We start from the raw sequence: 26480 nt of genomic DNA, 5'->3' as shown, positions 1-26480 counted from the left end.
ATCACCGTGCATGCCATCAGTTTCATCCAGGACCTGGCAGTGATCATGCTGGTGGCCGGCGTGGTGACCATTCTGTTTCACCGATTGCGGCAACCGGTGGTGCTCGGCTACATCGTCGCGGGTTTCATCATTGGCCCGCACACTCCGCCTTTCGGCTTGATCCACGACGAAGACACCATCAAGACCCTCGCCGAACTGGGAGTGATTTTCCTGATGTTCAGCCTCGGGCTCGAATTCAGCCTGCGCAAGTTGTTCAAGGTCGGCGCCACGGCCTTCATCGCCGCGTTCCTGGAAATCGTGCTGATGATCTGGATCGGCTACGAGATCGGCCGCTGGTTCGATTGGGGCACCATGGACTCGCTGTTCCTGGGTGCGATCCTGGCCATCTCCTCGACCACCATCATCGTCAAGGCGCTCAATGACCTGAAGATGAAGAACGAGCGGTTTGCGCAATTGATCTTTGGTGTGCTGATCGTCGAGGATATTCTGGGTATCGGCATCATTGCCCTGCTTTCAGGTATCGCCGTCAGCGGTGCGGTGAGTTCCGGTGAGGTGTTCTCCACGGTCGGCAAGCTCTCGCTGTTCATGGTGATCGCGTTGGTGGTGGGGATCCTGGTGGTGCCGCGTCTGCTGGCCTACGTGGCCACCTTCGAGAGCAACGAGATGCTGCTGGTGACCGTGCTGGGCCTGTGCTTCGGCTTCTGCCTGCTGGTGGTCAAGCTTGAATACAGCATGGTACTGGGCGCCTTCCTGATCGGGGCGATCATGGCCGAATCTCGGCAACTGCTGAAAATCGAGCGGCTGATCGAACCCATCCGCGACATGTTCAGCGCGATCTTCTTCGTCGCCATCGGCCTGATGCTCGACCCTGCCATCCTGCTTGCCTACGCCTGGCCGATCGCGGTCATCACCGTGGCGGTGGTGCTGGGCAAGATCGTCTCCTGCGGGATGGGTGCATTCATCGCCGGCAACGATGGCAAGACGTCCCTGCGAGTGGGGATGGGGCTGTCGCAGATCGGCGAGTTCTCGTTCATCATCGCAGCGCTGGGCATGACCCTGCAGGTCACCAGCGACTTCCTCTATCCCGTTGCCGTGGCGGTGTCGGTGCTGACGACCTTGTCCACGCCGTACCTGATCCGGGCGGCAGACCCGCTTTCCCACCGTCTGGGCGCTTTGGTGCCGCAGCGGATGGCGCGGGTGCTGGGGATGTATGGGGAATGGCTGCGCAGCATTCAGCCGCGCGGGCAGAGCGCCATGCTGGCGTCGATGATCCGCAAGATTCTCCTGCAGGTGGGGGTCAACCTGGCGCTGGTGATCGGTATCTTCTTTGCCGGGGCCTATTTCGCCGAGCGGATCGGTGGCTACCTGACCACATGGGTGGCAGAGCCCGGTGGGCAGAAAGCTTTGATCTGGGGCGCAGCTTTGCTGCTGTCGTTGCCATTCCTGATCGCGGCCTATCGCAAGCTCAAGGCGCTGTCGATGCTCCTGGCGGAAATGGGCGTGAAGCCGGAAATGGCGGGCAGGCACACCCAGCGGGTTCGACGCATCATTGCCGAAGTCATTCCGCTATTGTCGCTGCTGATGATTTTCGTGCTGCTGGCCGCGCTGTCGGCGAGTATCCTGCCAACCCTGGAATTGCTGCTGCTGATCGCCGTGGTGGCAGCCGCAGTGGTAGCCGTGTTGTGGCGCTGGTTCATTCGCGTGCATACGCGGATGCAGGTGGCTTTGCTGGAGACCCTGGACAACAACGTCGAGCATTGAAGTTGGGTAGGCAGGTTTGGCCTCTTCGCGGGTAGAACCGCTCCCACAAGGTTGGCGGCGCGCCATCGAGCTGTGAAAAGGTCACACCTGCCTGTACCGATCAGCTTTCCAGCCAGACGTCCCGCGCCCAATGCCAGACAGACTCCCAGCTTTCCTCGGTCACCAGCTCTTCTTCGCCCGACCACAACACGACGGTGCCGTCTTCTTCGACACAGTAGTAATCGTCGCCGTCCTGACAAATCGGGATCAGCTCGCGCGGGACGCCGAGGTCCCATGCCGTCGCCGCAACGTCCGGCAGGTAGGTGTGCGATTGCGGATCGGTCACGGTAACCGGCTCCAGGCTGCCGTACACCACGTCGCTGACGGTGAGCAGATATTCCTTGAAGACGAACGGAATGTTGATGAACAACTGCTCTTCGATCTCGACCAGCAGGTCTTCGTCTGGCAGTTCCAGGGGAACCGGTACCGGTTCGTTGGCTTCTCGGAGCTGCTCGATCACTTCTTCCACGATGTTTTCCTCTGACCAGAATACGCGCTGCGGTTTATACCTTAGCTGGAAATGGATGCAACGTTCAAAATGCAAAAGCCCCGACCAGGGCCGGGGCTTTGCAAAGCGTGACGCGTATCAGTTCTGGCGGATACCGGCCACCAGCCAAGGCTGGTTCTCGCCCTGGGCGCGTTCCATGTTCCAGCTTTCGCTGAAGGGTTCGCCCTTGTCGAAGCGCGAAGTCTTCGATACACCAACGAATGTCAGGGTAGCGATAGTCTTCTCGGCACGATCATCCACGCCTTCCAGCTGTACATGCAGATCGTCGATGTAGGTGGACTGGAAGCCATCACCCAGCTCGGCGCGTTCCTGCTTCAGCGATTGCAGCATCTGTGGGGTGACGAACTCGGCGATCTTGTCCATCTCGTTCGCGTCCCAGTGCTGCTGCAGCGACTGGAAGTGGTTGCGTGCGGCGTTCAGGAAGTTCTCTTCGTTGAACCAGGCCGGCGCGTTGATCACCGGACGGGCTGCGGAAGCACCGCTTGCACCACCGAAGATCGACGGCTGGGCAGGGGCCTGGTTGATGGTTTCACGCTGGTAAGGTGCACCGGCGCCAGCCATTTGCGGGCCTTGCTGCTTGCGACGGCGAGCGGCGATGAAGCGGAAGATCAGGAAGGCGATGACTGCCATGATCAGGAAGTCGAAGATCTGCATGCCCTGGAAGCCGTCGCCCATGAACATGGAGGCCAGCAGGCCACCGGCGGCGAGGCCGGCCAGAGGGCCCAACCAGCGCGAAGCACCGCTCGCGGCAGGGGCGGCACGGCCCGGTACGGCGGCTGTGGCACCTGGAGTGGCAGGCGCGGCCTGGCGCGTCTGGTGAGTCGGGGCTGCGCCCATGCTCTTGCCGCCGCCGAAGCGTTTGGCACTGGCATCCAGGCTCATGGTCAGGCCAATGCAAAGGGCCAGAGCCATGCTGAGAAATCGTTGCATAGGTTCATTCCGTTAGGTGGATTGCACGCGAGTCATGTTGCACAGGTGTGCTGTACATAGCTAGTGACAACATGTTTCGAGCTTTTGCGTAATTGCGAAAAGCGGCGTAGGAAATTTCACTGCCTGTGGAAAATGCAGTGTCGGCCTTTTCGCGGCCGCCGAGCACTGCGAAAAGGCCAGGAAGCCAACCGTTACACCGCCTCCAGTTTCGCGTACCCCAGCATCAGCCACTTGCTGCCTTCGGCGAAGTTGACCTGCACCCGCGCCTGGGCGCCGGAGCCTTCGAAGTTGAGGATCACACCCTCGCCGAAAACCGAATGCTGTACCCGCTGGCCGAGATTGAACTGGGTTTCCGGGATGGCGGCAGCCCCGAACAGGCTGCTCGAGTTCTGTGCCTGACCCCCGCCGAAGGGACGGCTCACACTGTTGGACAGGCGCACTTCCTGAATCAGCCCGGCGGGCACTTCGCGCACGAAGCGCGAGACCTTGTTGTACGTCTCGCTACCGTACAGACGGCGTGTTTCGGCATAGGTCATCACCAGGTGCTGCATGGCCCGGGTGATGCCGACATAGGCCAGGCGGCGTTCTTCTTCCAGGCGACCAGGCTCTTCAAGGCTCATCTTGTGCGGGAACAGGCCCTCTTCCATGCCCACCAGGAACACGTAGGGAAACTCCAGGCCCTTGGCACTGTGCAGGGTCATCAACTGAACGCTGTCTTCGTGCTCCTCGGCCTGGGTGTCGCCGGCTTCGAGGGACGCATGGCCAAGAAATGCGGCCAGGGGCGTGAGGTCGGCGTCTTCTTCGCTGTTTTCGAAGTTGCGCGCGGCGCTGACCAGTTCCTCGAGGTTTTCCACCCGTGCCTGGCCTTTTTCACCCTTTTCTTCCTGGTGATAGACGATCAGGCCGGACTGCTCGATGACGGTCTGGGTCATCAGGTGCAGCGGCATGTGCATGACCTTGGCGGCCAGGTTCTCGATCAGCTCCATGAACGCGCCCAGGGCGTTGGCGGCGCGACCGGTCAGGCCCTTGTTGGCCACCAGTTGCCGCCCGGCTTCCCACATCGACAGTTCGGCGTGACGTGCATGCTGGCGGATGGCTTCGACGGTCTTCTCGCCCAGGCCACGGGGCGGGACGTTGATCACGCGTTCCAGGGCTGCATCGTTGCCGCGCCCTTCGAGCAGGCGCAGGTAGGCCATGGCGTTCTTGATTTCGGCGCGTTCGAAGAAGCGCTGGCCACCGTAGATGCGGTAGGGAATGCGCTCGCGCAGCAGCGCCTCTTCCAGCACCCGCGACTGGGCGTTGGAGCGGTACAGAATGGCGACGTCGCTGCGCGCCAGGCCGGTCTTGAGGGCGCTCTCGATGGTTTCGACCACGTAGCGCGCCTCGTCGTGTTCATTGAACGCGGCATACAGGCTCAGCGGCTCGCCATCGTCGCCGTCGGTCCACAGTTCCTTGCCCAGTCGCCCGCTGTTGTTGGCGATCAGCGCGTTGGCGGCCTTGAGGATACCCGCCGTGGAACGGTAGTTCTGCTCCAGGCGAATCAGCTGGGAGTCCGGGAAGTCGGCGGAATACTGGTGGATGTTCTCGATCTTGGCACCGCGCCAGCCGTAGATCGACTGGTCATCGTCACCCACCACCATCAAGCTGTCGCCACCTTGTGCCAGCAGCCGCAGCCAGGCGTACTGCACGGCGTTGGTGTCCTGGAATTCGTCGACCAGCACATGGCGGAAACGACGTTGGTAGTGCGCCAGCAGGCTGGGGTTGTCGCGCCACAGGTCGAGGGCGCGCAGCAGTAGTTCGGAGAAGTCGATCACGCCGGCCCGTGCACAGGCTGCCTCGTACGCTTCGTAGACCGAGCGCATGGTTGCCAGGAACAGATCGCCGCCAGGCTGGATGTGCTGCGGGCGCAGACCCTCGTCCTTCTGCCCATTGATGAACCACTGCGCCTGGCGCGCCGGCCATTTCTGCTCGTCCAGGCCCAGCTCGCGCATGACCCGCTTGACCAGACGTTGCTGGTCGTCGCTGTCTAGAATCTGGAAATTCTGGTTCAGGTTGGCTTCCTGCCAGTGCGCGCGCAGCAGGCGGTGGGCCAGGCCGTGGAAGGTGCCTACCCACATGCCGGCCGGGTTGATACCCATCAACTGCTCGATGCGCTGGCGCATCTCGGCAGCGGCCTTGTTGGTGAACGTCACCGACAGGATGGAGTGGGGCGAGGCGTTTTCGACCTGGATCAACCAGGCGATACGGTGAACCAGCACTCGGGTTTTACCGGAACCAGCACCGGCCAGGACCAACTGACGGCCGACGGAGGCGGCTACGGCCTGGCGTTGGGCATCGTTGAGGGAATTCAGCAGAAGGGAGAGGTCATCGCGCATTCCGGCATTTTAGGGTGCGCGATGGAGTTGGGGCAAACAAGAGTTGTCGCTTGCGAGACAAATCCTGCGAGTGTCGGACATAAGGTGCAGATTCGACGTGTGCGCCGAGCAATGTGCGGCCGTTTTTGCCTGCGCGGCGGGTGCTGAGACGTTTAACTGGGCGATCACCGAGGCCTGTAGTATAACTACAGGCCAGCTACATCCTGGCCCCTCGACTCCTTTAGCGGAAGCTGTCCCTTGAACCTGCTGCAACACATCGACCAGTCTCGCCACCTGCTGCGCAAATCCGAACTCAAGGTTGCCGAGCATGTGCTGCTGGACCCTGCGGCGGTGATGCACAGCTCCATGGCCGATCTGGCGCACAGCGTGGGCATCAGCGAGCCGACCATCGTGCGCTTCTGCCGCGCGATCGGCTGCACCGGCTTCCAGGACCTCAAGCTCAAGCTGGCGCAGAGTCTGGCGGCGGGGGCGAGCTTCGGCCAGTTCGCCATTCACGAAGACGACTCGGTGGCCGACTACAGCCTGAAGATCTTCGACACCACCCTGCATACCTTGATGGAAGTGCGCGAGAAGCTCGACCCCGAAGCCTTGCAACGGGCGATCAGCGCCATGGTCACGGCGCAGCGGGTCGAGTTCTATGGTTTCGGCGCCTCTGGCGCGGTGGCGGCCGATGCCCAGCACAAGTTCTTCCGCCTGCTGCTCACGGCGGCGGCCTATTCGGACCCGCACATGCAGGCCATGTCGGCGGTGACCCTCAAGCCGACCGACGTGGCCGTGTGCATCTCCCAATCGGGGCGCTCCAAGGACCTGCTGATCACCGCCAACCTGGTGCGCGAAAGTGGCGCCACGTTGATCTCCCTGTGTCCGGGGCAGACGCCGCTGGCGGAGCTGGCGACGGTCAACCTGGCGGTCGATGTGCACGAAGACACCGAGATCTATACGCCGCTGGCCTCGCGTATCGCCCACCTGGTGGTGATCGACGTGCTGGCCATGGGCGTGGCGATGGCCCGTGGCCCGGACCTGGTCAATCACTTGAAGAGCGTCAAGCGCAGTCTGCGCAGCCTGCGCCTGTCGCCCAAGTCGTTGAAGGCCCACGAGGCCCACGAGGACTGAGCGAGGCGTGATGGGTTTAACCCGATGTTCACCGCCCCGTCGCCAAACCTTCATACACCCACGCCACCCTGTACTCCCGAACTCGAACTGGGAGACAGGCAATGGCTCGTTACGTCGATGGCTCGCAAGCGCAAGGCAACAGTGCCGCCCGCACCAAACGTCAGCAGGAAGATCAGCGCCGCATGGAGTTTCGCCGTGCGATCGAAAGCTACGCCGAGCAGCGTCGCCTGCTCCAGGAAATTGGCGACGACGCCCAGCTCAACGTCTGGCAGACGGTGTCGGTGGATGTCCGGCAAAGCGCTCGACCAGCGTCGTGATCTGCGCCCGCTCGGCACGGATGAACGCGGCGAAGGCCAACGCCACCGGCGACTGACGCCGCGCCTTGGCCTGCACCACGCACCAGCTGCGCTGCAACGGCAGTTCTGCCACAGGCAACTCTCGCAGCGTGCCTGTGGATAACTCCCGGGCGACGGCATGGCGCGTCAGCAGCGCCAGCCCCAGGCCTGCGATCACGCATTCGCGCTGGGCTTCGGCAGATGCCACTTCCAGGGTCTGCGTGAAGTACACACGTTTCTCCTTGAAATATTCCTCACAGGCCCGGCGCGTGCCCGAACCTTGTTCGCGCACCAGCAACGTATAGGCTTGCAGCTCCTGCAGGCTCAGCCGTTCGAACTGGCACAGCGGATGCTCGGGCGGGGCGACGGCGACGATCGGATTGTTGAGGAAAGGCATGAAGTCCAAGCCCATGTCCTGCGGCACCATCGACATGATGGTCACGTCGTCGCGGTTGTCGCTCAGGCGGCGGATCACCTGGGCGCGGTTGACCACCGTGAGCTGCAGGTTGACCTCCGGGTGCAGGGTGCGGAAGGCGGCGAACAGATGGGGCGTGAAGTACTTGGCACTGGATTCGACCGCCAGCTTGAGCTGCCCCTGCAGGGAGCCCTGCATGTCGGAGAGCTGCATGTCGAGGTTTTCCAGGCGGCCGAAGATGTCGCGGCTGGCCGCCTGCAGCGCCTGGGCTGCTTCGGTCAGATAGAGCTTCTTGCCCACGTAATCGAACAGTGGCTGGCCCACCAGCTCTTCCAGCTGGCGAATCTGCAGGCTCACCGCTGGCTGGGTGAGCGACATTTCTTCGGCGGCACGGCTGTAGGAGCGCAGATCGCACACCTCGTTGAATACTTGCAGCTGACGCAATGTCAGGCGCATCAGTGACTTACGCATGCCCCCATCCGATGTTCGAACGATAATCAACCAACTATAAGCTTTAGCTAATATGTAACCTAACAAAGATTGATTTTTATTAATCCTCGTACCGCGCTAGCTTGCAGAGGCGACCAGGAAACAACTGGTTACCCAAAGGGTCGGCCACGCACCGACCCGAATGGATTCATCGGTCGAGGAAATTCAAAGTGATAAAAAAGATCCTGATCGCCAACCGAGGTGAGATTGCCGTACGCATCGTACGAGCCTGCGCCGAAATGGGCATTCGTTCGGTCGCGATCTATTCCGAAGCCGATCGTCACGCGTTGCACGTCAAGCGCGCAGACGAAGCCCACAGCATCGGCGCCGAGCCCCTGGCCGGCTATTTGAACCCGCGCAAGCTGGTGAACCTGGCGGTGGAAACCGGCTGCGATGCCTTGCATCCAGGCTATGGCTTTCTCTCCGAGAATGCCGAACTGGCGGACATCTGCGCCGAGCGCGGGGTCAAGTTCATCGGGCCGTCGGCCGAGGTCATTCGCCGCATGGGCGACAAGACCGAAGCCCGGCGCAGCATGATCAAGGCGGGCGTACCCGTCACGCCCGGCACCGAGGGCAACGTCGCCGATATCCACGAGGCGTTGGCCGAGGGTGAGCGCATTGGCTACCCGGTCATGCTCAAGGCTACCTCGGGCGGCGGTGGGCGAGGCATTCGCCGTTGCAACAGCCGCGAGGAACTGGAGCAGGCCTTTCCACGGGTGATTTCCGAAGCGACCAAGGCCTTTGGCTCGGCCGAGGTGTTCCTGGAAAAGTGCATCGTCAATCCCAAGCACATCGAGGCGCAGATCCTGGGTGACCGCTTCGGCAATGTGGTGCACCTGTTCGAACGCGACTGTTCGATCCAGCGACGCAACCAGAAGCTCATCGAGATCGCCCCCAGCCCGCAGCTGACCCCCGAGCAGCGCGCCTACATCGGCGACCTGTCGGTGCGCGCAGCCAAGGCGGTCGGCTACGAGAACGCCGGTACCGTGGAGTTCCTGCTCGCCGAAGGCGAGGTGTATTTCATGGAGATGAATACCCGGGTGCAGGTGGAGCACACCATCACCGAGGAAATCACCGGTATCGACATTGTCCGCGAGCAGATCCGCATTGCTTCGGGCCTTGCGCTGTCGGTGAAGCAGGAGGACATCGTGCACCGCGGCTTTGCCCTGCAGTTCCGCATCAATGCCGAGGATCCGAAGAACAACTTCCTGCCCAGCTTCGGCAAGATCACCCGCTACTACGCTCCCGGCGGGCCGGGCGTGCGCACCGACACAGCGATCTACACCGGCTACACCATTCCGCCGTTCTACGATTCCATGTGCCTCAAACTGGTGGTCTGGGCCTTGACCTGGGAAGAGGCCATGGACCGCGGCCTGCGGGCGCTCGATGACATGCGCCTGCAAGGCATCAAGACCACGGCGGCCTACTACCAGGAAATCCTGCGCAACCCCGAGTTTCGCAGCGGCCAGTTCAATACCAGCTTCGTCGACAGCCATCCGGAGCTGACCCAGTACTCGATCAAGCGCAAACCCGAAGAGCTGGCCCTGGCCATCGCTGCCGCCATCGCCGCCCACGCCGGCCTGTGAGGAACACAACAATGTCCAATACTCCTGTTTCCAAGCGCATATTCGTGACCGACACCATCCTGCGCGACGCCCATCAGTCGTTGCTGGCGACCCGCATGCGCACCGAAGACATGCTGCCCATCTGCGACAAGCTCGACCGGGTCGGCTACTGGTCGCTGGAAGTGTGGGGCGGCGCCACCTTCGATGCCTGTGTGCGCTTCCTCAAGGAAGACCCGTGGGAACGCCTGCGCAAACTGCGCCAGGCGCTGCCCAACACCCGTCTGCAGATGCTTCTGCGCGGGCAGAACCTGCTGGGCTACCGGCACTACAGCGACGATGTGGTCCGCGCCTTCGTGGCCAAGGCGGCCGACAACGGTATCGATGTGTTCCGCATCTTCGATGCAATGAACGACGTGCGTAACCTTCGTGTGGCCATCGAGGCGGTGAAGGCGGCTGGCAAGCACGCCCAGGGCACCATCGCCTACACCACCAGCCCGGTGCACACCGTCGCCGCCTTCGTGGCCCAGGCCAAGCAGATGGAAGCCATGGGCTGCGACTCGGTGGCGATCAAGGACATGGCGGGTCTGTTGACGCCCTATGCCACCGGCGAGCTGGTCAGGGCCCTGAAGGCCGAGCAGTCGCTGCCGGTGTTCATCCACAGCCACGACACGGCCGGCCTGGCCGCGATGTGTCAGCTCAAGGCGGTGGAAAATGGCGCCGATCATATCGATACGGCCATCTCCAGCTTTGCCTGGGGCACCAGTCATCCGGGCACTGAGTCCATGGTCGCCGCGCTCAAGGGCAGCGAATTCGACACCGGCCTGAGCCTGGAGCTGCTGCAGGAGATCGGCCTGTATTTCTATGCCGTGCGCAAGAAATACCACCAGTTCGAGAGCGAATTCACGGCGGTCGATACTCGCGTGCAGGTCAACCAGGTGCCCGGCGGCATGATTTCCAACCTGGCCAACCAGCTGAAGGAGCAGGGCGCGCTGAACCGTATGAACGAGGTGCTGGCCGAGATTCCCAAGGTGCGTGAAGACCTGGGCTTCCCGCCCCTGGTCACGCCTACCTCGCAGATCGTCGGTACCCAGGCGTTTTTCAACGTGTTGGCCGGCGAGCGCTACAAGACCATCACCAACGAAGTGAAGCTGTACCTGCAAGGCGGTTATGGCCAGGCGCCGGGTAAGGTCAACGAACAACTGCGGCGCCAGGCGATCGGCAGCGAGGAAGTCATCGACGTACGTCCCGCCGACCTGCTCAAGCCGGAGATGGACAAGCTGCGCAAGGACATCGGCGAGCTGGCCCAGTCGGAGGAGGATGTACTGACGTTTGCGATGTTCCCCGACATCGGGCGCAAGTTCCTCGAAGAGCGTGCCGCCGGCACGCTGGTGCCCGAGGTGTTGCTGCCGATCCCCGAGGCAGGTGCCCAGGTTGCGCGCACTGGTGAAGGGGTACCGACCGAGTTCGTCATCGATGTGCACGGCGAAAGCTATCGGGTCGACATCACCGGCGTCGGGGTCAAGGCCGAAGGCAAGCGGCATTTCTACCTGTCCATCGACGGCATGCCCGAAGAGGTGGTGTTCGAACCCCTGAACGAGTTCGTCAGCGGCGGTATCGGCAAGCGCAAGCAGGCCAGCGAACCGGGCCATGTCAGCACTGCGATGCCCGGCAACATCGTCGACGTGCTGGTCAAGCAGGGCGATGCGGTCAAGGCCGGGCAGGCGGTGTTGATCACCGAGGCGATGAAAATGGAGACCGAGGTTCAGGCCGGTGTGGCCGGCAAGGTGGTGGCCATCCATGTGGCCAAAGGCGACCGCGTGAACCCCGGCGAGATATTGATCGAGATCGAGGGCTGACCTCGGGCTGCAAGGTTTTCCTCTGGGGGCCGGGTGGCCCCCTTTTTTTTTCAGTATGCTGACCCAGGGCCCGTGCCTCATCGGGCACCGGTGACGTTTGTTTATCCCTGGCCTATTTCAGTAGGCTTGGATTCAATGATGGGCGACCTACTGGCTCGTCAAGTTCATTGGTTGCTGGCTATCGTCGCAGGTGCCAGATGCAGGCGTATACGAGGCGACTGATGGCCCGCCATGTCCATGCCTGCTATGCAAACGACAGAGGGCTGCGAACCCACCTCGACCTCGAAACGCCCGAAGCTGGGGTTGATCCGCTGATAGTCTTGATCAGAGAGACAATCCAGCTTATCCGGCTCACCGGACTTGTAACGATAACCGGCCATGTCTAACTCTGGCGTTACTGGAAGCAACGTAAATTCATGCACGCGTGTTTCAGCATCGTACGTTCTGCGATAGTGAGGCGGCATGAGCGATGGTGGATTGATAAGCCAGCGGTAGAAGATTAAAACACTATTGGAAAACAGGGGTCGAATCGGGCCGTCTGGAGTTTCAAGAGGCAGTACACAAAGGAACGTAATGCCAGGGCCTTCGTTCATTGCATGGGAGACCGTGACGGGACCGGTCGAAGGTATTGCCTCAGCGTAATTTTCCAGTGTTGCGCAGTCCGTCGCAGAGCGAACGTACTTGTAGCGTATGGCGGGTGCATTGACCGAGAAAGTTTGTTCCCACTGCCACGTGCCATCGCCACCTTTGAGATAATCGAAAAGTGGATCACTACCTAGTTCAAAGGTTGTCGGCGCGCCAAGCGGACAGTTCACTGCGTTGAAGGCAAATCGCCCCGCTGAGAAACATTTGGTCAAGCCCTGAGTCTTGGAGCCATAACTGGTATTCGTCTGCTTGGTGATGCCACCATTCTCAACCTCGCACGGATCATTGCGACTGCATCGCGACCTCCCGCCGCCCCATGTCGAGGTGCCAATCACACCGATGATTTCATTGGTAAAACGGTCCAGGATCGGCGAACCAGAGACGCCCGGAAAGATGTCATGGCAGCCATTACTTTGCTCGTTGACCCATACCCACATGTACTCGACCACCGCTGCACTGGGTTGCGCGAGGCAGGCGGCCATGCGCAAGTAGCCTTCGGCACCCTGGAAGGCCAGCGGCGCGCCTATCACCAGTATGGGCAGTTGGTGGGCCGGTGAAGGTTCACTCCTGAGCTTGAGCGGAGTAATACCTGCCTTCAGCACGGTCTGCAAGCTGGCGTCCAGTTCTACAATTGAGAGGTCTGACCCTCGCAGGGTGCTCCAGGTAATACGCTTGACTCTGAACACCTTGCGCTGGTCTTGCGTATCTTCAAAATAGTTGAAGGTCATTGAGCCCTCAGCGTCCATTTGATAAGCGATACGTTGCGGCTGATTGGACGGATGCGTGCAGTGACCGGCCGTTAGAACATAAGCGGGTGCATCAGTCGGCGTTCCAGGTTGCCGCGTGTCCAGCAGCGCGCCTGTGCATTCCATGCCTCCCTCTACGGTCAATCGACCAATGGCTTCCCACGCGGCATGCTGGCCTTGGCCGTTAAGCAAAGCCTGGGAAGGTTGTAAGTTGGGTAGCCCTTCTCCCCAGTCAATAGCAAATGTGGGTACGGGCAATACAGTTATAAAGGTTAGCGCAATAGCAAGTTTGTAGAAATCAATATTCATATAACGCTCTTTTTTTGCACTCGATCGTCACCCGCTGCAGTGGCGCAGGTGTTTTATGTAAATGGCATTGGAGCGTAGTCGTTGAAGAGGGGGGTACGAAGTAGCTTTAATTATTTGTCACATTTTGCTGGCCGGTGGATTTAGAGCCGGTCTTTACTTGAGTTAAGGGATGACTAACGAGGGTAGGCCGCGCTGGGATTTGAGCGTGCGCAATGCAAGTTCTGAAACGTGGGGCATTGACTGGATCACGTCCGTTGCCCACCGTTTCAGGCCGCCCCGGCGGCGTGCTTGAGTCGCCGCCAGGCTGGCGCTCAAAAATGCGTACGGTTCACCGAATGATGAGCGAGGCAGCTTGGATGAGACGCTGGCCGTGAATGAAGGTGCCGCCTTCTCAACCTGCGTGGGTTAGAAGCGCAGTTGCCAGTGCCCTGCCAAAGCATGGTTACGGTTGTTGCTGCCCAACTCCCCGCTGTAGCTGATTCCCACGCTCTGCCGCGCGCTCACGCCCAGATCCAGCCCGGCTTCCAGCATCAGGCTGTCGCGATCCAGGGCGCTGCCTTCCACGTTGAAGCCACTGCCGCCGCTCAGGAAAGCCTGGCGTGTGCTGTTGGCCACATCGCCATAGGTGTGACGCCAGCCCAGGCTGCCGCGTGGCGTCAGGCTCATGCCATTGTCCAGTTGGCTCAGGTGGGCCAAGCGCACACCGAAGGTGCTGGTGAAGTTGTCCTGGGTTTGCGATTCCACGTCCAGCGCCGCCGGGCCGCCTTTTTCCCGGTAACCGTTGCGGCTGTAGCGCTGGTAGCCGAGGTTGGCGAACGGCTCGGCACTCAGCCGGCCACTGCCCAGGTTGTAACCCAGTTCGGCAAAGGCCTGTTGGCTGTCGGCATCGTAGTCACCCTGTGGCCGGTCGCTGAAGCCGTCGAAGCTGACCGTGCGTTTGCTGTTGCCGTCATGTTTGCTGTACGCCGCGCCTAGGCGCAGGGCCAGAGGTCCGCTCTGACGCATGGCGTAGAGGCCCGCGTGCCAGCTGTCGACGTTGCCGTCCACGCCGGACGCGTCCAGGTCGGTGCGTGAGTAACCGCCCAGCAGACCTGCGCGCCACTCCGGCGTCAGTGCCCAGTCGGTACCCAGCACGGCGCCCGAGGTCCGTTGCTCAAGACCATCGCCGCCGTGTGCGCCCTCGAGCTTGCCGTAGCTGCCCAGCGCCTGGATCCATACCCGGCCACGGGCATTTGGGTCGTTCAGGTTGCGTGCCTGGTCAGGCACGCCATTGGCCGCCAGTACCGGCGTGTCCCGCTCGTGCAGGCCCACCAGCAGGCCGCCATCGCTGCCCATCTGGCGCATGGCCGACAACATGCTTTGGCCGACCTGTGCAGTACTGGCCAACGTCGCAACACCCAGGCTGGCATTGCTGCTGCCAGCCAGTTGCTCGATGGCCATCCCCGCGCTGGCAGCACGGGTGCCGAGCAACGCCTCATACAGGGCGCCGCCGCTCATGGCGGACATGCTGCGCGCAGCGTTGCCGCCATTGACAGTACTGGCGTAGTCGGCGAAGGCGATGTCGTTGCGGGCGTAGTCGAGGTCGATGGAGGTCGCGCTGTAGCTCAGGGTCGGGGTCAGAAAGGCGTAGTCGCTCGTCACCGTAGCGAAGCGGCCATTGACGCTGCCGGCTTGCAACACCGTGTAGCGGCTCTGCCAGGGATACTCACCGCTGCTCGGCACGATGTTCAAGGTGGCGCCGTCGAGGTTGGCCGCACCTGCAATCCGCAGTGGCGCACTGCTGCCATCGGCGTTGACCCCATATGCCAACGTCGCGCCGCGTGCCAGAGTCAGGTCGCCACGGACCACGGCCGTGCCCAGCCGGCTGTTGGTCGCCAGGGTTCCGTTGACGAGCAGATTGCCTACCGCGCCGCCACCGGCGTAGACCCCGCCCTGGTCCACGGTCAGCGCACCGGCGATGCTACCTTGGTTGATCAGCGTGGCACCGTTGGCAATGCGGCTCTGGGCGCTGAAATCGTCGACGCTGGTCAGGGTCCAGGTACCACTCTGCACCTCCAGCGTCTCGAAGTTGCGACTGTTGCCAAAGCTGCCATCGGCATTGCCTTGCAGATTCACCCGGTCGCTGCCGCTGCCGCCGTCCACCAGGCCGATGAAGCGGCCCGCACTGTGTACGGTCAAGCTGTCATCGCCAGCGCCCATCTGCAGCGCTTGGCCATTGCTGCCGCCGATGGTCCCGGCGTTGATCACGGTGTCGGCAAACTCGCCATTCAATTGCACGCCGAAACCCTTGAGCCCGGTGATGCTGCCGTGGTTCTCCAGGTAGGTGGCACCATGGGCCGAGCCGTTGCTGCCATCGTCGATCAGGATGGCATTGTCGGCACCACTGATGGTGGCGCCCGAGGCATTGAAGATATAGCCACCGCCCATGGCGATGCCTTCACTGGCGTTCAACGGGTCGCCGGGCTTGGCGCCGGACGCGCCGGTGCCGCGAATGGTCCCATAGTTCTCGATATGGCCGATGTAGTCGATGTCTACGCCGTCGCCGTCGCCCACGGCTTGCAGCCCGGACACATCGCCGGAAATCAGGCCTCGGTTGATCACAGTGCCATTGCCGTCCGAACCATAGCCGGAGCCATTGCGGCCGATCACGGTGCCTTCGTTGTAGAGCAGGGCGCCTTCATCCGTGGTCACGCCGTGGCGGCCACCGCTGATCAGGCCATAGTTGTACACGGAGACGCCGGTCGCTGCGGCCACGTCGATACCGTCGTATTTATCGTCCAGGCTCAGGGTGTCGCCTGTGGATATCTCACCGTGATTGGTGATGGTGGCATTGATCCCGGTTTTCATCGCGTCGTTCTTTTCACTGCGGATCAGCCCGCCCGCACGATTGTCGAGGGTGGTCGCAATGCCGGTGCTTTTCAGCGCCTCCAGATCGATGGCACGCTTGTTCAGCGAGCGCAGTGTGCCGCTGTTGTCGACCACGATGGCGCCACGGTCGAAGTCATCCTTGATGCGAAAGGCGTCGGACGAACCTTGCACCAGGCCGCCCGCGCGATTGATCAGGGTATAGCTGCGTACGGCGCCGCTGCCAGAGCTGTCGATGGCCCGATTCCCGGTGGAAATCAGTCGGCCTGAGTTATCCACCACCACGCCGGTGCCCGCTGCCGCACCTTTGAGCTTGATCGCTTCGGTGCTGGCGGTAATGCTTCCAGCCTTGCCCACGATCAGCCGATCGGTGTCGCTCAGGCTTTGCGTCGCCTGGGTGGCAGTGTCGATCTGCAGGTCTTTGGCAAAGGCTGCCGACATCTGTGTGCCCAAGGTGAGCAGTGCGATGGCAAGGGCAAGGCGGTGCGGAGAGTACGGCATGAGCGGACGACCTGGAGGCAGTGAGGTCGTCCTGTATAGCGGCTGGTCTTTACAGAATTATTTAACCGGCGACGCGAAACTGCTCCAGCGCCTTCACTTGCCCCGACGCCGGCTGGTTGTCCGCTGCCAGCCACCCCTCGAACGCGCCCTCGATCGCCGGCCATTCGCTGTCGGTGATGGAGAAGTACGCCGTGTCACGGTTGCGACCCTTGACCATCATGTGCTGACGAAACACGCCCTCCAGTGTGAAACCGACCCGTTCGGCGGCGCGACGCGAGCGTTTGTTGGCGTTGTCGCATTTCCATTCGACCCGGCGATAACCCTGGCTGAAGGCCAGCTTGAGCGCCAGGTAGATGGCTTCGGTGCCCTTGGGCGTGCGCTGCATGGAGGCGGCGAAGGCCACATGGCCGACTTCCAGGCGACCGTGCGCCGGTACGATCGACATCAGGCTGAGGATGCCCTCGGCCTTGCCGGTGTGCTGGTCGACCACACAGAAGCCGAGGGGGTCATTGCTGATCGCATAGCCATCGAGCCAGATGTAGAACAGTTCCAGGTCGTTGAACGGGCCGTAGGGCAGGTAGTCCCACAGCTGCGCGTCGGACTGCGGCCCTTGCAGGGCTTCCCAGAGGTCTTCGCCATGGCGCTTGGGGTCGAGTTTCTCCAGGCGGATGTAGCGGCCATTCATGGTGGTCGCCACGGGTGCCTTGACAGGCTTCCAGTCGATTGCGGAGGTAGGCATGGCAGCTCCTAGAGTGTCTTGCGAAATTGAATGAAGCCGGGTTGTTCGGCGACACGCTGGTACAAGCCGATGGCAGTGCCGTTGGTTTCATGGGTCAACCAGTGCACCTTGACGCACCCGGCGGCCTTCGCGGTGGCGTAGACATAGTCGATCAACTAGCGACCGACGCCTGCGCCGCGTGCCGCATCGTCCACCAGCAGGTCCTGCAGATAGCAGGAATTTTCAATGGTCCAGCATGAGCGGTGATAGATGTAGTGGACCATACCGACCGCCACGCCGTCGCGCCAGGCGAGCGCGGCGTTGATGGGTTCGGCCTCGTCGAGCATGCGCTGCCAAGTGACCTGGGTCACGGCGTCGGGGATGTCGGTCTTGTAGAAACGCTGATAGGCCTGCCAGAGGCTCAGCCAGGTGGAATAGTCGGCAGCAGTGACAGGACGGATTGCAAGGTCGGACATGCTCGGGCTCCGGTGGTGGATGACTGTCATCTTGGCAGTTCGTCTCGATGAACGCATCCATCGGCCCGTTCGGAAATTATCCACACAGGTATCCACAGGGTTATACCCCTGTTTATGCACAGCCTTATCCACAGATGAATCCAGTCATCTGGTTTTACATACAGTAAAATGGCTTGCGGTACGATCATTGGCTAGTTTCTGACCGGCACCCGTGAAGAACGTTGCAGTGAAGTTGTTCACAAAAGGGTTCGTGCGGCAGCGGTCAATTTCGGCCAACGCTTGCCGGCACGGCGGTGTATTAACTTTTATACTGGCCGATTGTTTTTCCTATCTGGACGCTTCCATGAGCTCGACTGTTTCTGTTGCCCCGCGACGTGCCTTGGGCGCGCCGTTGGTGGCGGTATCGCTGCTGGTGCTCGGCGCGGTGTTTCTCGCGGCCGTGGTGGGTGCTCGGCAAGTGCTGTTGTGGGTGGTTGGGGCCGCCCTGGGCCTGACGCTCTATCACGCGGCGTTCGGGTTCACCTCGGCCTGGCGGGTGTTCATCCGTGATCGCCGCGGGGCAGGGTTGCGGGCGCAAATGGTGATGCTTGCCGTGGCCGTATTGTTGTTCTTCCCGGCACTGGGCGCAGGCAGCCTGTTTGGCCAGACGGTGGTGGGGCTGGTGGCGCCTGCCGGAGTATCGGTGGTCTTCGGCGCCTTCATTTTCGGTATCGGCATGCAGCTGGGTGGCGGGTGCGCGTCGGGCACGCTGTTCACTGTCGGTGGTGGCAACGCGCGCATGCTGGTGACGCTGCTGTTCTTCATCTGCGGCTCGCTGATCGCCACGCATCATGTGGACTGGTGGTTCGCCCTGCCATCGCTGCCGGCGATTTCGATCGTCAAGAGTCTCGGCGTGATCCCGGCGCTGGTGTTGAGCTTGGCTTTGTTCGCGGTGATCGCGCTGGTCACGGTACGCCTGGAGCGGCGTCGGCACGGGGGGCTGGAAACGCCCGAGACCAGCGCACAGCCCGGTTCGAACAGGTTCATCCGCGGTCCATGGCCGCTGGTGTGGGGTGCGGTGGCGCTGGCGTTGCTGAACTTCGCGACACTGGCGTTGGCCGGGCGTCCATGGGGCATCACCTCGGCGTTTGCCTTGTGGGGTGCGAAAGTGGCCAGCGGGCTGGGGGTCGATGTGGGCAGCTGGGTGTTCTGGCAGGCCGCGGCCAATGCCAAGGCGCTGGCCGCGCCGGTGTGGGAGGACATCACCAGTGTCATGGACATCGGAATCGTCTTGGGTGCGTTGCTGGCGGCAGGTCTGGCAGGTCATTTCGCACCGAGCCTGAAGATCCCGCGCAGGTCACTCGTGGCTGCCGTGATCGGCGGGTTGCTGCTGGGGTATGGATCGCGTCTGGCCTATGGCTGCAATATCGGCGCATATTTCAGCGGTATCGCATCCGGTAGCCTGCACGGCTGGCTATGGCTGGTCGCCGCGTTCATCGGCAACAGCGTTGGCGTTCGCCTGCGGCCGTGGTTCTTCCCCGGCGAAGCGCGGGTGGAAAGGCTGACTGGCTGCTGAGTGACAGCAGCACCGCAGCGCCTGCTTCGCGGCCGATGACCGCTCTACAGATTCGTAGGGGCGGTCATTGGCTGCGAAGGACGTGCTGGGGGTTCGATCAGGCGAGTTCGCCGCACAGGTCGAGCTCCATCAGGCGACGGACCTCCGCCACGGGCAGACCGGCGCCGAGCAGGGCGTGCAGCTTGCCCAGGGCCGTCTCGCGGGTCATGCCGCCGCCGGAGAGCACGCCTGCATCGCGCAGACGGCTACCGGCTTCATACACGTCCAGTTCGACCCCGCCTTCCTGGCACTGGGTCAGCGCCACCACCACGATGCCGCGCTCGTAGGCCGCTTGCAGCGTGTCCAGGAACGACGCATTGTCGGACGGCCCGGTGCCGCTGCCATAGCATTCGAGCAGCAAGGCCTGGACCCCACTGTCCAGAACGGCCTGCAACAGCGGCACGCCCAGACCGGGATACAGCGGCACCACGCCGATGTTGGCTGGCTGGCGTGGCTGGCGGTAATCCAGCGCCTCAGGCAACGACGCAGCCCTGACGGCGCCACCATTGCGGCGCAGAGCGGCAAACGGATTGCGCCCCGAGCTGCGCACCTTCGCGCAGCGCGTCGGCGGCAGTAATGCGCCGTGGAAATGCAGGTGAACACCGGCCTCCAGGCCGCGGGCGAGGTCACCCAGGGCGCCGTTGACGTTCTCCCACGCATCGCTGTCCGCCACCCCGGCCGGCAGCATGGACCCGGTGAACAGGACCGGTGCCTTGAGCCCCAAGAGCTGGAAACTCATCGCTGCCGCGCTGTAGGCCAATGTGTCGGTGCCATGCAAAATCAGTACGGCATCGCATCCCTGCTCATCCACCGCTTGCACCACGGCCTGGCGCAGACGCTGCCAGTAGGCCGGCGTCATGTTGGCGCTGTCGATCAGCGGCAGCAGCTCTTCGAAGCTCCATTTCGGCACCACCCGATCAGGCTGGGCGCCAAGCTGTTCACGCATGCGCGCTTCGAAGCCGGAAGCCGGAGCCAGGCCGTTGGCGCTGGCCTGCATGCCGATGGTCCCACCGGTGTACAGCACCCGTACGTGACGGGCAGGGGATGCGATGCTCATGCCGATGGCTCCTTAACGCTGGACGGGCTGGGCGGCCTGGGCCTTCTCGCTGGCAGCCGAAGGGTTGGGCACCGGCCAGGCCTTGGGGTCCAGGTCGAGATCGGCGAACTGCCGGGCATCGAACACCGGTACCTTGATCCCGGCACTGCGCTGCGCATCGTAGTCGCGCAACAGGCGCAGACCGATCTTGAACAGCATCGCCAGGGCAATCAGGTTGACGAATGCCAGCAGGGTCATGGTGATGTCGGCGAAGGCAAACACCGTCTCCAGGTTCTCGATGGCACCCCAGAAGATCAGCAACAGCACGATCGCGCGGTACACCAGCACAGCCTTGCGATTGTCGCCGATGAGGAAGCGCAGGCTGTTCTCACCCAGATAGTAGTTGTAGAGGATCGAGGTGAACACGAACAGCGACAGGGCGACACTGATGAACACACGGCCCCATTCACCCACCACGTTGGCCAGCGAATTCTGGGTCAGGGCAATGCCATCGCCTTCGAAGCCCGGCGTGTAGAAACCCGACAGCAGGATCACCAGCGCGGTACAGGTACAGATCACGAAGGTGTCGAGGAAGACGCTGAACGCCTGCACCACGCCTTGGGCGACCGGGTGCTCGACCTGCGCCACAGCGGCCACGTTGGGCGCACTGCCCAGGCCCGCTTCGTTGGCGAACACGCCGCGTTTCACGCCCATGACGATGGCGCTGCCGAGCAGGCCGCCGAACACCGGGTCCAGGCCGAAGGCGCTGCGCACGATGGTGGCGAGCATTTCCGGAACCTGGTCGAACTGCAGGACGATGACGTACAGGCTGACGGCGATGTAAGCCAGGGTCTTGACCGGTACCAGCAGGTCGGCGACCGCCGCGATCCGCTTGATCCCGCCGAAGAACACCAGGCCCAGCAGCACGGCCAGGCCGACACCGGTCCAGGTGGTGGACAGGCCGAAGGCATCGTTCAGCGAGCTGGTGACCGCGTGCGATTGCAGCCCGTTGAAGGCAAAACCGAAAGTCACCAGCAGCAGCACCGCCATGACCATGCCCAGCCAGCGCTTGCCCAGGCCATGCTGGATGTAGAACGAAGGCCCGCCACGGTATTGACCGTCGGGGTCGCAGCGCTTGTAGGCCTGCGCCAGGGTACATTCGAAGAAGCTGCTGGCCATGCCCACCAGGGCGGTGACCCACATCCAGAACACCGCGCCCGGGCCACCCAGGGTCACGGCAATGCCGACGCCTGCGATGTTACCGGCGCCGACTCGACCGGCCAGGCTGAGCATCAGCGCCTGGAACGAGCTGAGCTGGTCTGAACTGTTGCGCAGGCTGTCGCGGAACACACTGAACATGTGCAGGAAGTGGCGCAATTGGACGAAGCGCGAGCGCACGGTGAAATAGCCACCGAGGCCGACGATAAGCACGATCAGGACTTTTCCCGAGAGGAAGTCGTTGATGACTTCAAGCATGGGGGTTACCTCGTCAAGTTCAAAAGGGCGGCACTATACCCATAGGTGTAAGCCCGCGCAGCTTTTTGGTGCATAGGACTGGGCATATTCATCTTGTGGGATGTCTGACCCAGGGCGTTACAGCGGCACAAAAAAAGGGCTCCGAAATTGCTCTCGGAGCCCTCAAAAGGTGAGAGGTGTCTAGTCCCTCGACCTGGTGAGCGTACGGCCGGCTCAGGCCTTCAGGGGCACGAGGCGCGGCGCGATCATGTTTTCCGGGCGCAGGATGTCGGCCAGCATGGTGTCATCGAGCAGGCCTTCCTCACGCACCAGCTCCAGCACACCGCGGCCTGTCTGCAGGGCGACGCGGGCGATGCGGGTGGCGTTTTCGTAACCGATGTAGGGGTTCAGCGCCGTGACCAGGCCGATGGAGTGTTCCACCAGCTCGCGGCAGCGCTGTTCGTTGGCGGTGATGCCGACGATGCAGTGTTCGCGCAGCATGTCCATGGCCCGCTGCAGCAGGCGGATGGAGTCGAAAATCTTGTAGGCGATCAGCGGCTCCATGACGTTGAGCTGCAACTGACCGCCCTCGGCAGCGATGGTCAGGGCCAGGTCGTTGCCCATGATTTCAAAGGCGCACATGTTGACGGCCTCGGGAATCACCGGATTGACCTTGCCCGGCATGATCGAGCTGCCTGGCTGGCGCGCCGGCAGGTTGATTTCGTTGATGCCGGTGCGTGGGCCGCTGGACAGCAGGCGCAGGTCGTTGCAGATCTTCGACAGCTTCACCGCAGTGCGCTTGAGCATGCCGGAGAACAGCACGAAGGCACCCATGTCGGAGGTCGCTTCGATCAGGTCGGCGGCGGGCACCAGCGGCTGGCCGCTGATGGTGGCCAGGCGCGATACGGCCAGGGCCTGATAGCCCGGGTCGGCGTTGATGCCGGTACCGATGGCGGTGCCGCCCAGGTTCACTTCGGTCAACAGCTCCGGCGCCAGGCTGCGCAGGCGATTGAGGTCTTCGGTCAGCGTGGTGGCGAAGGCCTTGAATTCCTGGCCCAGGGTCATCGGCACGGCGTCCTGCAGCTGGGTGCGGCCCATCTTCAGGACGTGGGCGAATTCCACGCCCTTGGCGGCGAACGCCTGGATGAGGCTGTCGAGGCTGGCCAGCAGGGCGTCGTGACCCAGCAGCAGACCCAGGCGAATGGCGGTCGGGTAGGCGTCGTTGGTCGACTGCGCCATGTTCACGTCGTTGTTGGGGTGCAGGTACTGGTACTCGCCTTTTTGATGGCCCATGGCTTCCAGGGCGATGTTGGCGATCACCTCGTTGGCATTCATGTTGGTGGACGTACCGGCACCACCCTGGATCATGTCGACCACGAATTGATCGTGGAAATCACCGCGCACCAGACGGGCGCACGCTTCACTGATTGCCGCATGCTTGGCGCTGTTGAGATGACCCAGCTGGTGGTTGGCATCGGCGGCCGCCTGCTTGACCATGGCCAGGGCCACGACGAGCTTGGGGTAGTGCGACAACGGCACGCCGGAGAGGCGGAAGTTGTGCACGGCACGCAGCGTTTGAATGCCGTAGTAGGCTTCAGCCGGGACTTCGAGAACGCCGAGCAGGTCTTTTTCAGTGCGCAGTGATGCAGCGGAGGACATGATAGAGAAAGTCTCTGTAGGGGCCCGGTAACCACCGGAATGCTGGCAATCCTAGGCTTGCAGAGAATTTCCGGCTAATGCTGATGCTTGCTGGGGTATGCAGAATCGGCATAATGGTGCATGTGACGTGCCAGGGCGATCCGGCGTGTTCCAGTGATCCCGGTGTTGTCCGCTGACGCGGCTTGCGCCGCTGCTACAAGGGATCGCGTGGGCGCGTCAGGCCGTTGCACGCGGGTGAATCCATGAAACGAGAACCGACATGAACCTGGAAAGCAAATGGCTGGAGGACTTCAGCGCCCTGGCGGCCACCCGCAGCTTTTCGCAGGCGGCCGAGCGCCGCTTCGTTACCCAGCCAGCGTTCAGCCGCCGCATCCGCAGCCTGGAAGCGGCGCTGGGCCTGACCCTGGTGAACCGCTCGCGCACGCCGATCGAGTTGACCGAGGCCGGTCAGCTGTTTCTGGTCACGGCACGCACGGTGGTCGATCAACTGGGTGAGGTGCTGCGTCACCTGCATCACCTGGAAGGCGGGCAGGGCGAGGTGATGCAAGTGGCCGCAGCGCATTCGCTGGCCTTGGGTTTCTTTCCCGGCTGGATCGCCAAGCTGCGCAACGAAGGTCTGCCCATCGCCACACGCCTGATTGCCACCAACGTCGGTGATGCGGTGCATGCGCTGCGCGAGGGCGGCTGCGATCTGATGCTGGCCTTCTACGATCCCGATTCGGCCATGCAGATGGACCCGGAGATATTTCCTTCGCTGCACCTGGGCACCACCGAGATGCTGCCCATCTGCGCCAGCGACGCCCAGGGCCAACCGTTGTTCGACCTGGAAGGCGAGGGCAGCATTCCGCTGCTGGCCTACACCGCAGGGGCGTTTCTTGGGCGCTCGGTGAATCTGCTGCTGCGCCAGCGCAGCCTGCGCTACACCACAGTGTACGAGACCGCCATGGCCGACAGCCTGAAAAGCATGGCCCTGGAGGGTTTGGGGATCGCCTGGGTGCCACGCCTGAGCGTGCGCGCCGAGCTGGCTCGCGGCGAGCTGGTGGTGTGTGGCGGGCCACAGTGGCACGTGCCGCTGGAGATCCGCGCGTATCGCTGCGCGCTGGTGCGCAAGGCCAATGTCCGGCTGCTGTGGAAGCGGTTGGAGGGTGCGGCGGCAGGCAGTGCCTGACTCGAGTCGGCGGTGCTGCCTTCACCGCCGATTTCACTGACCGGAAAGTCAATAAAACCGTGCTCCGCAGCCATTTGACGACCGGTCAAGATGGCTGCAATAAATCTTCATTCTTACGGTATACTGCGCGGCCTTCGGCCGGTCTGCTCCGGCCATTATTCGTATAACAAGCCACGCCGGTCTTCCTGCGTGGCTTGTTATTTTTTGACGCGCCCGCGGGCGCCCAAGAGAAGAGGCTCGACGATGAGTGCATTGGTTGGCGTGATCATGGGCTCCAAGTCCGATTGGTCCACCCTTAGCCACACCGCCGATATGCTGGAAAAGCTCGGTATTCCCTTCGAGGTCAAGGTGGTTTCAGCCCACCGCACCCCGGACCTGCTGTTCCAGTATGCCGACGAGGCCGAAGGCCGCGGTATCGAGGTGATCATCGCCGGCGCTGGTGGCGCGGCGCATCTGCCTGGCATGTGCGCGGCCAAGACGCACCTGCCGGTGCTGGGCGTGCCGGTGCAGTCGTCCATGCTCTCGGGCGTCGACTCGCTGCTGTCCATCGTGCAGATGCCAGCTGGCATTCCGGTGGCGACGCTGGCTATCGGCAAGGCCGGCGCGATCAACGCCGCGCTGCTGTCGGCCAGCATCCTGGGCGCCAAGCATCCGCAGTTCCACGCTGCGCTGAAGACGTTCCGCGCCGAGCAGACAGACAACGTTCTGGACAATCCCGACCCGCGTCAGGCCTGAGGTTCTTTGATATGAAGATCGGTGTAATCGGTGGCGGCCAGCTGGGCCGCATGCTGGCCCTGGCCGGCACCCCCCTGGGGATGAATTTCGCTTTCCTGGACCCGGCCCCCGATGCCTGTGCCGCGCCTCTGGGCGAGCACCTGCGGGCCGACTACGGCGACCAGGATCATCTGCGCCAGTTGGCGGACGAGGTCGACCTGGTCACCTTCGAGTTCGAAAGCGTGCCCGCCGAGACGGTGGCCTTCCTGTCGCAGTTCGTCCCGGTGTACCCCAGTGCCGACGCGCTGCGCATCGCGCGCGATCGCTGGTTCGAGAAGAGCATGTTCAAGGACCTGGGCGTTCCCACGCCGACGTTCGCCGACATCCAGTCCCAGGCCGATCTCGACGCTGCGGTAGCCAGCATCGGCCTGCCTGCCGTCCTCAAGACCCGCACCCTGGGCTATGACGGCAAGGGCCAGAAGGTTCTGCGCAACGCTGCCGACGTGGCGGGCACCTTCGCCGAACTGGGCAGCGTGCCGTGCCTGCTCGAAGGCTTCGTGCCTTTCACCGGCGAAGTGTCACTGATCGCCGTGCGCGCCCGTGATGGCGAGACCCGCTTCTACCCCCTGGTACACAACACCCACGAAACCGGCATCCTGCGCCTGTCGGTGGCGAGCACCGCGCACCCGCTGCAGAGTCTGGCCGAAGACTACGCCGGCCGGGTGCTGGAGAAACTCGATTACGTCGGCGTGCTGGCATTCGAATTCTTCGAAGTGGATGGCGGCCTCAAGGCCAACGAAATCGCGCCACGGGTGCACAACTCCGGGCACTGGACCATCGAAGGCGCCGAGTGCAGCCAGTTCGAGAACCACCTGCGCGCCGTGGCTGGTCTGCCGCTGGGCTCGACCGCCAAGGTCGGCGAGAGCGCCATGCTCAACTTCATCGGTGAGGTCCCGGCGGTAGCGCAGGTGGCGGCCATCGACGATTGCCATTTGCACCACTATGGCAAGGCGTTCAAGGTCGGCCGCAAGGTGGGTCATGCCACCGTGCGCAGCGCCGATCGCGCCACGTTGCAGCGCCAGATCGCCGAAGTGCAGGCCCTGATCGCGGGTTGAGGAACCATTGCCGACCCGCAACCCTCTGATGGCTGTACGCCAAGGCCGCTATCGAGCCCTGGCATCAAGCCTGTTCATATCAGAGGGAACATC

General features: G+C 62.6%; 19 protein-coding genes and 1 pseudogene. 9 read left to right on the top strand and 11 right to left on the bottom strand.

What is annotated here, in order from left to right:
• The first annotated feature begins 6 nt into the window (after positions 1 to 6).
• Positions 7 to 1761 carry a cation:proton antiporter gene (locus tag BLV18_RS20800; protein ID WP_056844823.1) on the top strand — a complete coding sequence of 585 codons (1755 nt, stop codon included), beginning with the start codon at positions 7 to 9 and terminating at the stop codon, positions 1759 to 1761.
• 100 nt (positions 1762 to 1861) lie between these two features.
• Here BLV18_RS20800 and BLV18_RS20795 read toward each other — a convergent pair whose 3' ends face one another.
• The 3 genes from BLV18_RS20795 to uvrD all read right to left on the bottom strand — a co-directional run bounded on the left by BLV18_RS20795 (position 1862) and on the right by uvrD (position 5613).
• A complete protein-coding gene (locus BLV18_RS20795) occupies positions 1862 to 2269 on the bottom strand; it encodes an SMI1/KNR4 family protein (RefSeq protein ID WP_049860409.1) in 408 nt (135 codons plus the stop codon).
• Between the two features lie 117 nt (positions 2270 to 2386).
• The gene (locus BLV18_RS20790) at positions 2387 to 3238 is read right to left on the bottom strand and encodes a Tim44 domain-containing protein (RefSeq protein ID WP_049860408.1); all 852 of its coding nucleotides are present in this window, start codon (positions 3236 to 3238) and stop codon (positions 2387 to 2389) included.
• 191 nt (positions 3239 to 3429) lie between these two features.
• Complete coding sequence (gene uvrD / locus BLV18_RS20785) at positions 3430 to 5613, bottom strand: DNA helicase II (protein ID WP_090361564.1); 2184 nt, start codon at positions 5611 to 5613, stop codon at positions 3430 to 3432.
• Positions 5614 to 5850: 237 nt separating this feature from the next.
• Between uvrD and hexR the strand changes: the two genes are divergently transcribed.
• Together hexR and BLV18_RS20775 are read left to right on the top strand one after the other, a co-directional pair.
• Positions 5851 to 6726: a transcriptional regulator HexR gene (gene hexR / locus BLV18_RS20780; RefSeq protein ID WP_049860406.1), complete on the top strand. Its 876-nt coding sequence runs from the start codon at positions 5851 to 5853 to the stop codon at positions 6724 to 6726.
• Positions 6727 to 6827: 101 nt separating this feature from the next.
• Positions 6828 to 7043, top strand: a complete 216-nt coding sequence (locus BLV18_RS20775; RefSeq protein ID WP_090361561.1) for a PA3496 family putative envelope integrity protein — start codon at positions 6828 to 6830, stop codon at positions 7041 to 7043.
• Here the strand turns inward: BLV18_RS20775 and BLV18_RS20770 are convergent.
• Entirely contained in the window at positions 6985 to 7947 is a 963-nt protein-coding gene (locus BLV18_RS20770) for a LysR family transcriptional regulator (protein WP_090361557.1), read from the bottom strand. The two genes, BLV18_RS20775 and BLV18_RS20770, sit on opposite strands and share 59 nt — an antisense overlap.
• Positions 7948 to 8135: 188 nt before the next feature.
• On the opposite strand from BLV18_RS20770, the gene BLV18_RS20765 reads away from it, so the two are divergent.
• Both BLV18_RS20765 and oadA read left to right on the top strand, forming a co-directional pair.
• Positions 8136 to 9551, top strand: coding sequence for an acetyl-CoA carboxylase biotin carboxylase subunit (locus tag BLV18_RS20765; protein ID WP_043192108.1), 1416 nt, complete (start codon positions 8136 to 8138; stop codon positions 9549 to 9551).
• An 11-nt stretch (positions 9552 to 9562) separates the two neighbouring features.
• Positions 9563 to 11386 carry a sodium-extruding oxaloacetate decarboxylase subunit alpha gene (gene oadA, locus BLV18_RS20760; RefSeq protein WP_090361553.1) on the top strand — a complete coding sequence of 608 codons (1824 nt, stop codon included), beginning with the start codon at positions 9563 to 9565 and terminating at the stop codon, positions 11384 to 11386.
• A 164-nt stretch (positions 11387 to 11550) separates the two neighbouring features.
• Here oadA and BLV18_RS20755 read toward each other — a convergent pair whose 3' ends face one another.
• The 4 genes and pseudogenes from BLV18_RS20755 to BLV18_RS20740 form a co-directional block, all read right to left on the bottom strand.
• Positions 11551 to 13086, bottom strand: a complete 1536-nt coding sequence (locus BLV18_RS20755; RefSeq protein WP_090361551.1) for a trypsin-like serine peptidase — start codon at positions 13084 to 13086, stop codon at positions 11551 to 11553.
• A gap of 405 nt (positions 13087 to 13491) precedes the next feature.
• Complete coding sequence (locus tag BLV18_RS20750; protein ID WP_090361549.1) at positions 13492 to 16452, bottom strand: autotransporter outer membrane beta-barrel domain-containing protein; 2961 nt, start codon at positions 16450 to 16452, stop codon at positions 13492 to 13494.
• A 61-nt stretch (positions 16453 to 16513) separates the two neighbouring features.
• A complete protein-coding gene (locus BLV18_RS20745; protein ID WP_090361547.1) occupies positions 16514 to 17191 on the bottom strand; it encodes a GNAT family N-acetyltransferase in 678 nt (225 codons plus the stop codon).
• An 8-nt stretch (positions 17192 to 17199) separates the two neighbouring features.
• A pseudogene (locus BLV18_RS20740) lies at positions 17200 to 17646 on the bottom strand (GNAT family N-acetyltransferase).
• A 343-nt stretch (positions 17647 to 17989) separates the two neighbouring features.
• Between BLV18_RS20740 and BLV18_RS20735 the strand changes: the two are divergent.
• Positions 17990 to 19201: a YeeE/YedE family protein gene (locus tag BLV18_RS20735; RefSeq protein WP_090361545.1), complete on the top strand. Its 1212-nt coding sequence runs from the start codon at positions 17990 to 17992 to the stop codon at positions 19199 to 19201.
• 97 nt (positions 19202 to 19298) lie between these two features.
• On the opposite strand, the gene BLV18_RS20730 is transcribed toward BLV18_RS20735, so the two are convergent.
• The 3 genes from BLV18_RS20730 to BLV18_RS20720 form a co-directional block, all read right to left on the bottom strand.
• Positions 19299 to 20297, bottom strand: a complete 999-nt coding sequence (locus BLV18_RS20730) for an asparaginase (protein WP_090361543.1) — start codon at positions 20295 to 20297, stop codon at positions 19299 to 19301.
• Positions 20298 to 20309: 12 nt separating this feature from the next.
• Positions 20310 to 21752 (bottom strand): alanine/glycine:cation symporter family protein, encoded by a 1443-nt coding sequence (locus BLV18_RS20725; protein WP_049860399.1) that lies wholly within the window; start codon positions 21750 to 21752, stop codon positions 20310 to 20312.
• 213 nt (positions 21753 to 21965) lie between these two features.
• The gene (locus BLV18_RS20720; protein ID WP_090361541.1) at positions 21966 to 23390 is read right to left on the bottom strand and encodes an aspartate ammonia-lyase; all 1425 of its coding nucleotides are present in this window, start codon (positions 23388 to 23390) and stop codon (positions 21966 to 21968) included.
• A gap of 259 nt (positions 23391 to 23649) precedes the next feature.
• On the opposite strand from BLV18_RS20720, the gene BLV18_RS20715 reads away from it, so the two are divergent.
• From BLV18_RS20715 to BLV18_RS20705, 3 genes are all read left to right on the top strand, one after another.
• On the top strand, positions 23650 to 24558 hold the full coding sequence (locus BLV18_RS20715) for a LysR substrate-binding domain-containing protein (RefSeq protein ID WP_056844812.1): 909 nt from the start codon (positions 23650 to 23652) through the stop codon (positions 24556 to 24558).
• A gap of 243 nt (positions 24559 to 24801) precedes the next feature.
• Positions 24802 to 25293, top strand: a complete 492-nt coding sequence (purE, locus tag BLV18_RS20710; protein WP_056844811.1) for a 5-(carboxyamino)imidazole ribonucleotide mutase — start codon at positions 24802 to 24804, stop codon at positions 25291 to 25293.
• Between the two features lie 11 nt (positions 25294 to 25304).
• Complete coding sequence (locus tag BLV18_RS20705) at positions 25305 to 26387, top strand: 5-(carboxyamino)imidazole ribonucleotide synthase (RefSeq protein WP_090361539.1); 1083 nt, start codon at positions 25305 to 25307, stop codon at positions 26385 to 26387.
• Positions 26388 to 26480 lie beyond the last annotated feature (93 nt).

Source organism: Pseudomonas coleopterorum (genome assembly GCF_900105555.1).
In the GTDB taxonomy this organism is placed as follows: domain Bacteria; phylum Pseudomonadota; class Gammaproteobacteria; order Pseudomonadales; family Pseudomonadaceae; genus Aquipseudomonas; species Aquipseudomonas coleopterorum.
Note: the sequence above shows the minus strand (reverse complement) of the source record. Positions and strands in the feature narration are given on the sequence as shown.